The sequence below is a fragment of the Cellulomonas telluris genome (assembly GCF_004886325.1).
Classification (GTDB): Bacteria; Actinomycetota; Actinomycetes; order Actinomycetales; family Cellulomonadaceae; genus Cellulomonas; species Cellulomonas telluris.
Genome location: NZ_QXFN01000004.1, coordinates 690799 through 703571 on the forward strand (window position 1 = coordinate 690799; position 12773 = coordinate 703571).

Annotated in this window: 11 protein-coding genes; 4 read left to right on the forward strand and 7 right to left on the reverse strand. The window is 77.1% G+C overall.

Features of this window, described 5'->3' with window-relative positions; all coding sequences use genetic code 11:
* Nucleotides 1-60: 60 nt before the first annotated feature.
* The 3 genes from FB586_RS15380 to FB586_RS15390 all read right to left on the reverse strand — a co-directional run bounded on the left by FB586_RS15380 (nucleotide 61) and on the right by FB586_RS15390 (nucleotide 2162).
* Nucleotides 61-360, reverse strand: a complete 300-nt coding sequence (locus FB586_RS15380) for a DUF4193 domain-containing protein (RefSeq protein WP_135973448.1) — start codon at nucleotides 358-360, stop codon at nucleotides 61-63.
* Between the two features lie 234 nt (nucleotides 361-594).
* Nucleotides 595-1467: an inositol monophosphatase family protein gene (locus FB586_RS15385; RefSeq protein WP_136520173.1), complete on the reverse strand. Its 873-nt coding sequence runs from the start codon at nucleotides 1465-1467 to the stop codon at nucleotides 595-597.
* A gap of 53 nt (nucleotides 1468-1520) precedes the next feature.
* Nucleotides 1521-2162, reverse strand: a complete 642-nt coding sequence (locus FB586_RS15390; RefSeq protein ID WP_136520174.1) for a trimeric intracellular cation channel family protein — start codon at nucleotides 2160-2162, stop codon at nucleotides 1521-1523.
* A 132-nt stretch (nucleotides 2163-2294) separates the two neighbouring features.
* Between FB586_RS15390 and sepH the strand changes: the two genes are divergently transcribed.
* Nucleotides 2295-3425 (forward strand): septation protein SepH, encoded by a 1131-nt coding sequence (gene sepH, locus FB586_RS15395; RefSeq protein WP_136520175.1) that lies wholly within the window; start codon nucleotides 2295-2297, stop codon nucleotides 3423-3425.
* A gap of 44 nt (nucleotides 3426-3469) precedes the next feature.
* Here sepH and FB586_RS15400 read toward each other — a convergent pair whose 3' ends face one another.
* From FB586_RS15400 to FB586_RS15415, 4 genes are read right to left on the reverse strand one after another with little or no spacing between them, the layout of a single operon-like run.
* On the reverse strand, nucleotides 3470-4153 hold the full coding sequence (locus FB586_RS15400; RefSeq protein WP_136520176.1) for a thymidine kinase: 684 nt from the start codon (nucleotides 4151-4153) through the stop codon (nucleotides 3470-3472).
* Between the two features lie 16 nt (nucleotides 4154-4169).
* Nucleotides 4170-5330 (reverse strand): alkaline phosphatase family protein, encoded by a 1161-nt coding sequence (locus FB586_RS15405; RefSeq protein ID WP_136520177.1) that lies wholly within the window; start codon nucleotides 5328-5330, stop codon nucleotides 4170-4172.
* Nucleotides 5327-5899: a DUF5998 family protein gene (locus tag FB586_RS15410; protein WP_136520178.1), complete on the reverse strand. Its 573-nt coding sequence runs from the start codon at nucleotides 5897-5899 to the stop codon at nucleotides 5327-5329. Before FB586_RS15410 ends, FB586_RS15405 begins: the two co-directional genes overlap by 4 nt.
* Nucleotides 5900-5931: 32 nt before the next feature.
* A complete protein-coding gene (locus FB586_RS15415; RefSeq protein WP_136520179.1) occupies nucleotides 5932-8730 on the reverse strand; it encodes a GNAT family N-acetyltransferase in 2799 nt (932 codons plus the stop codon).
* Nucleotides 8731-8881: 151 nt separating this feature from the next.
* On the opposite strand from FB586_RS15415, the gene FB586_RS15420 reads away from it, so the two are divergent.
* The 3 genes from FB586_RS15420 (at nucleotide 8882) to FB586_RS15430 (ending at nucleotide 12767) form a co-directional block, all read left to right on the forward strand.
* On the forward strand, nucleotides 8882-11365 hold the full coding sequence (locus FB586_RS15420; protein WP_136520180.1) for a DNA gyrase/topoisomerase IV subunit A: 2484 nt from the start codon (nucleotides 8882-8884) through the stop codon (nucleotides 11363-11365).
* Between the two features lie 77 nt (nucleotides 11366-11442).
* Nucleotides 11443-11904 carry a GatB/YqeY domain-containing protein gene (locus FB586_RS15425; protein WP_136520181.1) on the forward strand — a complete coding sequence of 154 codons (462 nt, stop codon included), beginning with the start codon at nucleotides 11443-11445 and terminating at the stop codon, nucleotides 11902-11904.
* 104 nt (nucleotides 11905-12008) lie between these two features.
* Nucleotides 12009-12767 carry an Rv1486c family protein gene (locus FB586_RS15430; RefSeq protein WP_136520182.1) on the forward strand — a complete coding sequence of 253 codons (759 nt, stop codon included), beginning with the start codon at nucleotides 12009-12011 and terminating at the stop codon, nucleotides 12765-12767.
* Nucleotides 12768-12773: the final 6 nt, after the last annotated feature.

Consider the following 12773-nt stretch of genomic DNA (forward strand, 5'->3'; position numbering starts at 1 on the left):
GGACGACGACGGCCGGCCGCCCCGGGTGGGGCGACCGGCCGTCGGTGGTCGAGACGCAGGTCAGGCGGCGCACTCCGAGCAGACGGGCTGGCCGTCACGCTCGTAGGCGAGCTGGCTGCGGTGGTGCACCAGGAAGCACTTGGAGCACGTGAACTCGTCGGCCTGGCGGGGCAGGACGCGGACGGAGAGCTCCTCGCCGGACAGGTCGGCACCGGGGAGCTCGAAGCCCTCGGCAGCCTCCGTCTCGTCCTCGTCCACCACGCCCGAGTTCTTGTCGGAGCGCCGGGCCTGGAGCTCCTGCAGCGAGTCCTCGCTCAGGTCCTCCTCGGTCTTGCGCGGGGCGTCGTAGTCGGTTGCCATGTGCGGCGTCACACTCCGTCTTCTGCCGTGGGATCCGGGGGTACGGGGGCTCAATGCTCGACAGCCCTGGTTTGTTCCCCCGCGCGGTCGGATTGTGCACCACCGGAGGGGCGGACGCGAACACGGACACGTGCCCATGTCCGCGCAGGTGACAGGGCCCACAGCCGGTCGCGTGACGCACGTCTCCCCCTCACCCGCGCGAGGGTTCCTGTCTACCCCCCGCGCCGCCCGCTGTCAGGCCGGGGCGTCGCTGTCGGCGTCGAGCTCCTCGAGCAGCGCGACCAGCTCGGCGACCCGCTCGGGCGCACCGGCGACGGTCATCTCCGTGCCCGCCGGGCGCCCGCGCAGGCCGCGCACGTCGCCGCCCGCCTCGGCCACGACGAGGGACGCCGCCGCCATGTCCCACGGCCCGAGCCCGCGCTCGTAGTACAGGTCCAGGCGACCGGCCGCGACGGCGCACAGGTCCAGCGCGGCGGCACCGGCGCGGCGGATGTCCCGGACACGGGGCAGGACCTCGGTGAGGACCCGGGCCTGCGCCCGCCGGCGCGCCGCGACGTAGCCGAAGCCCGTCCCCACGAGGGACCGCGCGAGCGGCGGCGGGGGCGTCAGCCGCAGCGGCCGGCCGTCGGCGTGCGCCCCACGGCCGCGTCCGGCGGTGTAGGTCAGGCCCTGCGCGGGCGCGTGCACGCACCCGGCGAGGACGGTCCACGTCTCGGGCGAGGGCGCCGCACCGGCCGCGGCCGCCCTCTCGTCCACGACGGCCGCGACGCTCACCGCGTACGCGGGGATGCCGTACAGGTAGTTGACGGTGCCGTCGATCGGGTCGACGACCCACGTGACACCGGAGGTCCCGGCCTGGTGGCCCGCCTCCTCGCCGAGCACGCCGTCGTCCGGGCGCAGCTCGGCCAGGGCGGTGCGCAGCAGCTCCTCGCTGGCGAGGTCCATCGCGGTGACGACGTCAACGGCGCTCGTCTTGGTGGCGGCGACGCCGAGGTCGGCGGGGCGTCCCTCGTGCACGAGCGTGCCGGCGCGCCGGGCGACGTCCTCCGCCACGGTCACGAGGCTGTCCACGAGGTCGGCGTCGGCGAGCAGGCGGGGGTCGGTCATGGCGTCATCCTGCCCCAGCCCCCGCGGACCGCCCGGCGACCGCGGCGGAGCGCTCAGCGGGTGCCGCCGCGCCAGGGGCCCGGCGCGCTGAGCCGGTAGCGCAGCGCCACGAGCCGCAGGCCGAAGACGCCCGCGGCGACCGCGGCGGTCACGACGGGACCGGTGACGTCGGCGTACCAGAGCACCACCATCGCGGTGGCGCCGACCAGAGCCGGGATCGCGTACAGCTGGCGGTGGTGCAGGACCACGGGCACCTCGCCCGTGAGCAGGTCCCGCAGGACGCCGCCGCCGACGCCGGTGAGGACGCCCACCGCGATCGCGGCCAGCGGCGTCGCGTCCAGCGTGAGGCCCTTGAGGGTGCCCACGGCCGTGAAGAGCGCGAGTGCACCCGCGTCGAGCACCACGACGGTGCGGCGCGCGCGCTCCAGGCGCGGGTGGCCGAAGTACATGAGCACGCCCCCGGCCAGCGCGGCGACCACGAGCCACGGGTCGCTGATGCCGACGGGCGGCACGGCGCCGAGCAGGACGTCGCGCAGCACGCCGCCGCCGAGCCCCGTGACCCACGCCAGCACGAGGATGCCGAACACGTCGAACTGCTTGCGCACCGCGGCCACGGCGCCCGACGCGGCGCTGACCAGGACACCGGCCGCCTCGAGCAGCGCCACGTACGGCAGGTCCGGCAGCACGTTCGCCATCCTCGCAGCACCGCGCGCACGCGGCGCGCGGGCGCCGTGTGACGCAACCGGGTGACGGCGCACCGGGCCCAGGTGCACGCCACGGCCGCCGATCGGTGGCAGGCTCGGTGCCCGGAGCCCCGGGGAGGTCGGATGGGTGAGCTGGAGCTGGTCGGTCTGCACGAGGACGGGGAGCACCTCGTCCTGGTCGCGCCCGACGGGCAGCGCTACCGCCTGCGCATCGACGAGCCGTTGCGCGCGGCCGTGCGACGCGACCGTCCGCAGCTGGAGCAGCTGCGCGCGGAGCGGGCCGGGACGCTGAGCCCGCGGGAGATCCAGGCGCGCATCCGCGCCGGGGCGACAGCGCAGGAGGTGGCGGACGCGTCGGGCGTCCCCGTCGAGGCGGTGCGCCGCTACGAGGGCCCCGTGCTGGCCGAGCGCGAGTACGTGGCCGAGCAGGCCCGGGCGACGCGCGTCGGTCGGGACGCGGGTGCCCCCGTGCTCGGCGACCTGGTGACCGACCGCCTCGCCGCCCGCGGCGTCGACCTGACCTCGCTCGCGTGGGACGCCGCCCGGGAGGGCGGCGGGCCCTGGACGGTCCTCGCCCGGTTCGTCGTCGCCGACGGCCCGCGCGAGGCGCGCTGGACCTACGACCCGGTCGCGCGCGCCGTGGTCGCCGTCGAGGACGAGGCCCGCTGGCTGTCCGAGACGGAGATCGACGAGCCGGTGGCGCGGCGGCACCTGGCGGCGGTCCGCGACGTCGTGTTCGACATCGACGCGATGGCCCCCGCCGAGGCGCCCGTCCCCGAGGAGCCGGAGCCGACGCACGTGCTGCTCGACGAGCTGCGCTCCCGGCGCGGTGTCCGTCAGCCCCTCGACGAGGAGGGCGACGACGAGGAGTTCGAGGGCTTCGGCCCGCAGCACGCGTTCGACTTCTCCACGGTCGGCGTGGACGACGCCACGGCGCCCGGCGCGCACCCGGTCGACGCGGACCCCGAGCGGGAGGCCGTGGTGCTGACGCCGCCGCGCGGGCAGCAGCCGGCGCCCGCGGCCGAGCGTCCGCACGAGCCCGCGCCGGCACCGGCCCCCGCCGTGCCGCCGACACCCGTGCTCTCCCCCGCCGCGGCCGCCGCACCGGCGGCGACGGCAGCGACAGGTGGCGCGCCCGACGCGCCCTCCGACGCGCCCGACGCCGAGCGCCCCGCGCCGGAGCGCCGGTCGCGCCGGACGCGCGCGAAGGTGCCCAGCTGGGACGAGATCGTCTTCGGCGCCAAGCCCGAGTGAGACCGGTGCCCGCCCGGCGACGCCGGGCGGGCACGTCGTACCTCTCAGGCGCCGGGCCTGCGGGCAGGGTCGCCGTCCTCGAACAAGGCGTCCTGCCCGCCCGGCGCCAGTGCACGTGCGGTCGCGGCCGTCATGCGCCGGACGTGGTGGCGGCGGCACAGCACCTCGTACGCGACCTCCGCCCGGTCGGCGCCGTCGCCGTCGACGTCGCCGACCACCACCTGCTCGCCCTCGACGACCATGACGCCGCCCACCGTGCGCGCGTTGTGGGTGGCACGGGCACCGCACCAGCACAGCGCCCGCACCTGCAGCACCTCGACGCGGTCGGCCAGCTCGACCAGCCGCGCCGAGCCGGGGAACAGCCGGGCCCGGAAGTCGGTCGTGATGCCGAACGCGAACACGTCGGCCGACAGCTCGTCGACCACCCGCGCCAGCTGCTCGACCTGCGCCGCCGTGTAGAACTGCGCCTCGTCCGCGATCAGGTAGTCCACCGGGCGCCCCCGCGTGCGCCGCGTGACGACCTCCGCCCAGAAGTCCGTGCCGTCGTCGACCTCCTCGGCGTGGCGGCGCAGCCCGAGGCGGGACGAGATCGTCGCGGCGCCGGCGCGGTCGTGCCGGGTGAACAGCACGCCGTCGCGCCCGCGCACCGCGTGGTTGTGGTGCATCTGCAGCGCGAGGGTCGACTTGCCGCAGTCCATGGTCCCGGAGAAAAAGACCAGCTCCGCCACCCTCAGCCCTCCCCGCTCACGCGTGCACCAGCAGCGGGACGAGCATCTCGCGCGCGGTGAGCGACCCGTGGACCCCGACGAGCGCGATCGACGCCGGCGTCTGCGTGCGCGAGTCCACGACCGTGGCGGCGCCCGTCATGGCCACGACCACGTCCCCCACGACGGGGCGGACGTGGTCGGACACGGGGCCGAACCAGCCGCCCGCGACCGCGTCGTCCCGGGTCGCCACGACCGCGTCCTCGCCCAGCTCGGCACGCCACCGCTCGGTCACGGCCGCCGCGTCGGCGTCCGGGTCCAGGTGCAGGTGCAGCGCGCGCGGCTCCCCCGCCGTCAGCGCGACGCCCGCACCCAGGACGGGGTCGCCCGCGAGGTCGCGGCGGCGGCCCGGGTCGACGTCGACCATGCCGTGGTCGGCCGTGACCACGAGCAGCGTGCCGCGCGGCAGGCTTCTCGACAGCCGCGCGAGCGCCGCGTCGAGCTCGCCCAGCGCCTCGCCCCACTGCCACGAGCCCCAGCCGTGGTGGTGCCCGGCCTTGTCGACCTCGCCCCAGTACAGGTACGCCAGGCCCGGTGCCCGCAGCGCGCGCACGGTCGCGTCGACCCGCGCGTCGAGCGACTCGGCCGCGACGTAGGCGGGACCGCGCAGCACCGCGTTCGTCAGCCCCGACCCGGCGAACCGCGCCGGCCCGATGCTCGTGACGGGCAGCCCGGCGGCCACGGCCTGCTCGAGGACCGTCGGCTCGGTCTGCCACGCGTGGGCGTCCGGCAGGTCCGTCCAGGAGACGAGGTTGCCCAGCGCCCCGGTGCCCGGCACCCGGACGGTGTACCCGAGCATGCCGGTCGCGCCGGGCGACGCCCCCGTGCCGAACGTGCCCAGCGCGGTGGCCGTGGTGGACGGGAACGTCGTGACGAGCGGCTCCGACCCGGGCAGCAGCGAGCGCAGGAACGGTGCGTGGCCGCCGCGCTCGGCGAGGTTGAGGTGGCCGAGCCCGTCGACCAGCACGACGCACGCCCGTTCCACCGCCGGCAGCGCCAGCGCCCGCCGGGCGTCCGCGGCACCGGGCAGGTCGGCACCCAGCGCGGCGACGACCCCCGGCAGGACGTGCGCGAGCGAGCGCGTCCCGGACCCGGGGAGGACGAGCTCCTCCGCCTCGGGGGTGACGGCCCAGGCGCTCACCGGCGGGCCGACGCGGCCGACAGGGTCCGCCCGAACTCGGTCGCGGCCCGGACGGCGTCGCGGCCCTCGGCCGCGGCACTCACCCGCACGACCACGTCGTCGGGCGCGAGGGTTCCCGTGTAGCCGTGGTCCGCCTCGCAGGCCGGGTCGGGGCAGCTGGCGGGCTCCAGGTCCACGCGCTGCACGGCGCCCCACCCGATCGCGAGGGTCAGCTCCGTCGCGTCGACCCCCGACCGGTGCTGCTGCGGGTTCGGCACCACGTGCGTGATCGCCACCGAGCGCAGCTCGGTCAGCGGGACGGCCTCCGTCGTCGCGGACGCGCTCGCCGACGGGTGCTCGGAGTCCGCCGGGTGGTCGTCCACGTGCGCGACGACGAGCCGCGTCGGGGTCAGGACCAGCACGGTGACGTGCCGGCGGACCTCGTTCGCGTCGAAGGTCGTCTCGGGGTGCACCAGGTGGGCCACGACGTCCTCCCCCGCGAGCGCGAGGTCGAGGACGTCACCCACGAGCTCCGGGTAGTAGCCGGCGCGGTGCAGGTCGTGCTGGAGGGTCGTCGACGGTGCGGGCACGTCCCCATCCTCCCACCTGCGCCGGGGGCGCCTCACGTCCGGGCCAGCCGGCGCAGCGCGTCCGCGCGGTCCGCGGGCGCCACGGACGCGGTCGCCCCGAGCACGGCGACGCCCGCCGGGGACACGACCACCGGTGCGAGCTCGAGCGCCCGCAGGTCCGGCAGCGCGTCGGCGAGCACCGACACGCGGGCCACGAGGTCCTCCAGCGCCGCGACGTCGAGCAGCGGCAGGCCCCGGTACCCGAACAGCCGCGGCGCGGCCCGCGGCGTCCGCACGATCTCGGCGACGTCCACGTCGGTCAGGGGCGGGACGCCGTAGGCGACGTCGCCGAGCAGGTCGGTGGCGTCGCCGGACAGGCCGAAGCTGAGGACGGGCCCGAACAGGGGGTCCTCGGCGGAGCGGACGACGCACGGCACGCCGTGGGGCGCCATCGCCTGCACCTCGAGCGGCGGGACGCCCGGGCCCGGGTCGTGCCCGGCCGCGAGCGCGAGGATGCCCGCGACGTCGGAGCGCAGCTCCGCCTCGTCCGCGACGTCCAGCCGCACCCCGCCGAGGTCGGCGCGGTGCCGCAGCGCGGGCACGGTCGTCTTCACGGCGACGGGCCAGCCGAGGCGCTCGGCGGCCGCGACGGCCTCGTCCGCGTCGTGCACCCGCACGGACGGCCAGACGTGCACGCCCACGGTCGCGAGGAGCGCGGCGACGTCCGCGGACGACAGCGGCACCGGGCTGCCGTCGGTCGCGTGGCCGGCGGCCAGGCGGGCCGCGACGAGGCGCTCCGCCGCGCGCGTGTCGACGCCCTCGGGGCGCACGGGCCTGCCCCGGTCGGTGCCGCGCCACGCCGCGTACCGGGCCGCGTGGCCCAGGGCCAGCACGGCGTCCTCGGGGGCGCTGTAGGCGGGGACGGTGCGGGGGCGGCCCGTGGGGTCCGGGGCGGTGAGGTCGTCGGTGATGCCGTGCAGCCCGACCATGCACGCGACCGTCGTCCGGCCGCTGGCGGCCGCGGCGCGCGCCAGCTCCTGCGCGACGGCGGGGTCGGGCGTGCCGAGGGTCGGCAGCCGCACGGCGACCACGACGTCGGTCTGCGGGTCGGCGTACAGACGCTCGACGGTCGCGCGCACCTCGTCGACGGGTGCGTCCTCGACGAGCAGCTCGACCCGTCCGGTCACGACAAGACCGGCCGCGGCCGCGGCCTCGGCGACGAGCGCGGCGACGCTCGCGGAGCTCGCCAGGATGGACGTGCGCCGGCCGGCGGGCAGCGGCTGGTGCGCGAGCACCTGCACGACGTCGAGGAGCTGGTGCTGGTTCTCGACGCGGATCACACCCGACAGGCGCATGACCTCCTCGAGGGTGCGCCGGGGCGCGCGGGTCGGGCGCACGGCGTGGCCGGGCGGGACGACCTGCCCGGAGCGACCGGCCGTGACGACCACGACCGGCTTGTGCGCCGCCAGCCGGCGGGCGACCCGGGAGAACTTCCGGGGGTTGCCGATGGACTCGAGGTAGAGCGCGACGACGTCCGTGGAGTCGTCCTCGCCCCAGAACTGCATGAGGTCGTTGCCCGACACGTCGGCCCGGTGCCCCGCCGAGACGAACTGCGCGAGCCCCAGGCCGCGGCGCTCGACGGCCGCGAGCAGCGGGACGGCGAGCGGGGCGGACTGGGAGAACAGCCCGATGCGCCCGGGGCGTGGCGGGTGCTCCGCGAGCGACAGGTCGAGCGTCGTGCCGTCGTGGTGGCTGACGATCCCGAACGAGGCGGGGCCGACCAGGCGCATGCCCGCGCCGTGCACGACGCCCAGCAGCAGCCGCAGCCGGGCGAGCCCCTCCGGCCCGGCCTCGGCGAAGCCGGACGAGAGCAGCACGAGCCCGCGCACGCCCAGGGCGCCCAGGCGGCGTGCGGCGTCGAGCACCTGCTCGGCGGGCAGCACCACGACCGCGAGGTCGACGGGCGCCGGCACGTCGTCGACGCGCTCGTGCACGTGGACGCCGTCCGTACCCGCGGCCGTGGGCACGCCGACGGCGTGGACGGTCGTGCTGCCGTCGCGGGCCGCCGGGAGGAGACCGCCGAGCACGCGCTCGGCATGCGCCGCGTGCAGCGCCCGCTCCGGCTGCGGCCCGGGCCCGACGAGCAGGACGCGCCGCGCCGTGAGCAGCGCGCGCATCGACCGCGCCTCGGCACGGTGCTCGCGGTCGGCCATGACCGCGAGCGACCGCTCGGTCGGGTCGATGTCGAACGTCACCTGCACGACGCCGTCCTCGGTGCGCTGCCGCACCTCGTACCCGGCGTCGCGGAACACGTGCAGCATGCGCCCGTTCTGCGGCAGCACCTCGGCCACGAACCGGCGCACGCCGCGCTCCCGGGCGGCCGCGGCCAGGTGCTCGAGCAGCACGGACGCGAGGCCCTTGCCCTGGTGGGCGTCGGCGATGTTGAACGCGACCTCGGCGCTCTCCCCCTCGACGCGGTCGTACCGTGCGACGCCGATGATCCGCTCGAAGGCGTCGGCGCCGCCCCCGTCGCCGTCGGTCCCCGGCGCGGGGCGGGGCGTGCCCGCGACGGCGACGAGCGCGACGCGGTCCACGTGGTCCACGTGCACCAGCCGGTGCAGGTCGCGCTCCGGGAGCCGCTCGAGGGCGGCGAAGAAGCGCAGGAACGTCGAGCGCTCGGACTGCGCGACGTGGAACGCCTGCAGCGCGTCGGCGTCCTCGGGGCGGATCGGCCGCAGGCGGGTCGTCGACCCGTCGTGCAGCACCACGTCGGCCTCCCACGCCGCCGGGTACGCCGGAGCCCCGGTGTCGGCTGCCCCGCTGCGCGGCGGACGGGGGACGTCGTCGGCCATGTCCGCCAGGCTAGCGGGGGCGCCGCCGGCCCGCCGGTGCCGACCCCCTGCGCCGGCGCGGGCGTGCCGTGCCCGGCGCGGGTCCGCGACGCGGGACAATGGGCGCCGCGGCACCCGCCGCCCACCCGCACCCCGAGGAGCAGAGCACCCCATGGCGCGTCGTCCCGCGACCCCCGACCTGCCGCCCGAGGACCTCGTCGAGAAGATCGTCGACATCGACGTCGCGACCGAGATGGAGGGGTCGTTCCTCGAGTACGCGTACTCGGTCATCTACTCCCGGGCACTGCCGGACGCGCGGGACGGGCTCAAGCCGGTGCAGCGGCGCATCGTCTACCAGATGGCCGACATGGGCCTGCGGCCCGACCGCCCGTACGTGAAGTCGGCGCGCGTGGTCGGCGAGGTGATGGGCAAGCTGCACCCGCACGGCGACGCGCCGATCTACGACGCGATGGTCCGGCTCGCGCAGCCGTTCTCGCTGCGGCTGCCGCTCGTCGACGGGCACGGCAACTTCGGCTCCCTGGACGACGGCCCGGCCGCCTCCCGGTACACCGAGGCGCGCATGGCACCCGCGGCGGTCGCGATGACCCAGGGGCTCGACGAGGACGTCGTCGACCTCGTGCCGAACTACGACAGCAAGCTGACGCAGCCGGGCGTGCTGCCGGCCGCGATCCCGAACCTGCTCGTCAACGGCGCGACCGGCATCGCGGTCGGCATGGCGACGAACATGGCCCCCCACAACCTGGTCGAGGTCGTCGCGGCCGCGCGGCACCTCGTGCTGCACCCCGACGCGACGCTCGAGGACCTCATGCGGTTCGTCCCGGGGCCGGACCTGCCGACGGGCGGCAAGGTTGTGGGCCTCGACGGCGTGCGCGACGCGTACCGCACGGGCCGCGGCGCGTTCCGCACCCGTGCCACCGCCCGGATCGAGAACGTCACGCCCAAGCGCAAGGGCATCGTCGTCACCGAGCTGCCCTACACGGTCGGGCCCGAGAAGGTCATCGAGAAGATCAAGGAGGGCGTGCAGTCCAAGAAGCTCTCCGGCATCGCGGACGCCGTCGACCTCACCGACCGCCAGCACGGCCTGCGCCTCGTCATCGAGGTCAAGACGGGCTTCCACCCGGAGGCCGTGCTCGAGCAGCTCTACCGCTACACGCCGATGGAGGAGTCGTTCTCCATCAACAACGTCGCGCTCGTCGACGGCCAGCCGCGCACGCTCGGCCTGCGCGAGCTGCTGCAGGTCTGGGTGGACCACCGCATCGACGTGGTGCGCCGCCGCACCCGGTACCGCCTGCGCAAGCGGCAGGAGCGCCTGCACCTCGTCGAGGGCCTGCTCGTGGCGATCCTCGACATCGACGAGGTCATCCAGGTCATCCGGACGTCCGAGGACTCCGACGAGGCGCGCACGCGCCTGCGCACGGTCTTCGACCTGTCGGAGCCGCAGGCCGAGTACATCCTCGAGCTGCGCCTGCGCCGCCTCACGCGGTTCTCGCGGCTCGAGCTCGAGCGCGAGCAGACCGAGCTGACCGAGGAGATCGCCCGCCTGCAGGCCCTGCTCGCCGACGAGGCGCTGCTGCGCAGCCAGGTCTCCGACGAGATGGCGGAGGTCGCGGCGACCTTCGGCACGCCGCGGCGGACGATCCTGCTGGAGCACGCCGGCGGGGCGAGCGTCGCCGGTGCCGCCGCGGCCCCCGCGGGGCGGGGCAAGGCCGCCGCCCCCCTGGAGATCGCGGACACGCCGTGCTGGGCGCTGCTGTCGGCCACCGGGCTGCTCGCCCGCACGGGGGACGAGGCCGAGCCGGTGCGCGGCGACGGCACGCGGCGCAGCCGGCACGACGTCGTCACCTCGGCGGTGGCGACGACGGCGCGCGCGGAGGTCGGCGCGCTGACGAACCGCGGGCGCGTCGTGCGCGTCCCCGTGCTCGACCTGCCCGCGCTGCCGCCGACCGACGGCCCGCCCACGCTGTCGGGCGGCCTGCCCGTCGGCGAGGCCGCGGCGCTCGAGAAGGACGAGCGCGTCGTGGCCCTGGTGCCGCTGACCGCGGACGCGCCGCCGCTCGCGCTCGCGACCGTGCAGGGCGTCGTGAAGCGCGTGACGCCGGGCGACGTGCCGGGCAACCGCGACGCGTGGGAGGTCATCGGACTGAAGGACGGCGACGAGGTGGTGGGGGCCGCCCCCGCCCGCGACGAGGACGAGCTCGTGCTCGTGGCGTCGGACGCGTCGCTGCTGCACTTCGCCGCGGCGCACGTGCGCCCGCAGGGCCGCCCCGCGGGCGGCATGGCCGGCATGAAGCTGGGCGCGGGCGCGCGCGTCGTCTCGTTCGACGTGGTCCGCCCCGAGGATGCGGACCCGGTCGTCGTGACCGTCGCCGGTGCGTCGTCGGCGCTGCCGGGCACGCAGACCGGCTCCGCGAAGGTCACCCCGCTCGCGGTCTACCCCGCCAAGGGGCGGGCGACCGGCGGCGTGCGGGCCCACCGGTTCCTCAAGGGCGAGGACGCGCTGATCCTCGCCCACGTCGGCCCCACCCCCGCCCGCGCGACGGGGTCCGGCGGGCAGCCCGTCCCGCTGCCCGAGCCCGACCCGCGCCGCGACGGCTCCGGCACGCCCCTGGCCGCACCGGTGCACGCCATCGGCTGACGCCCGCGTCACCCCGGTCCCCGGCCCGCCCGGGTATCGGGGCGACGCGCGGGGCACCGGCCGTGCAGGCTGGTGCCATGAGCACCCTCGAGCGTCTCGACGCCGACCTCACGGCGTCCATGAAGGCCCGCGACGCGACCCGCACGAACACGCTGCGCCAGGCGATCGGCGCCGTGCGTGCGGAGGCGAAGGCAGGCCCGGCCGTGCGCGAGCTGAGCGAGGACGACGTCCTGGCCGTGCTGGCGCGCGAGGTCAAGAAGCGGCGCGAGTCCGCGCAGATATACGCCGACGCGGGCGCGGCGGAGCGGGCGGCGACCGAGACCGCCGAGGCCGACCTCATCGCGACGTACCTGCCGGCGGCGCCGACGGCGGAGGAGCTCGCCGGGCTGGTGCGCACCGTCGTCGACGAGCTCGGCGCCGCCGGCCCGAAGGACATGGGCCGGGTGATGAAGGAGGTCACGGCCCGCGCCGGGCGGGGTGCCGACGGGCGGGCGCTCTCGGCGCTCGTGCGCGAGGAGCTGGCCGCGCGCGCGTCCTGACCGCGGGGCACCGTCCCGGTACCCGTCCCGGCACCGGTCCGGTGACGCAGGGCACGCCCCCGCCGTGCCCACGGCGGGGGTGCGCCCGTCCTACCGTGGGGCGCGTGGCACCCGCTCTCGACCTCCCCCGTTCCGTCCTGCTCGCGCTGTGGCTGTCCTCCCCCGGCGAGCCGCGCCGCGCGACGCTCGCCGTGCAGGGCGCGGACGAGCCGCACGTCGTGCGCCGCGGCGACGACGACGTCGTGCCCCTCGTCCAGTGGCTGACGGACTCCCCCGCGCCGACCGAGGTCGGCGTCGCGCTGCCCGTGCCCGGTGAGCCCGTGGCCGTCCCCCCGCCTGCGTCCGGCGACGCGACCGCCGCGGGCGAGTGCGTGCTCGTCGCGACCGGCGACGCGACCTCGGCCGTGGTCCCGCACGTGGAGCGCTTCGGCTCGGACCTCGAGCCCGGCCACCTCGTGCGCTGGAGCCTCGTGGACGTCGCCGACTGGCGGCGTGCGGCGCACGCGCAGGTCGGCTCGCTCGAGGAGGCCGAGCGTGCCCTGCGCGACGGCCTGCGCACGGCGACCGAGGCACTCGTCGGGCTGGACGTCGCCCGCTGGAGCGCCGACGCGGCGGACGAGATCGCGCGCGTCCGCGACGGCGCCCTCACGCCGTCGCGCCTGCCCGCCGGCCTGGACGGTCAGCGGCTGCGCGTGCTGACCAGCGCCGCGCGGCTGCGCGCGATCGTCCGCCTCGCGGTGCGCGACGACGGCGGCGCGGTGAACCTGTGGCAGGCGGACCAGCGGTCGACGGCGCTGCGCGAGGTCGACCGCGTGGCGCGGCGCGCGATGGCGGCGGCAGCGACCCGGCTCGCCCGCGACTGACCGCCG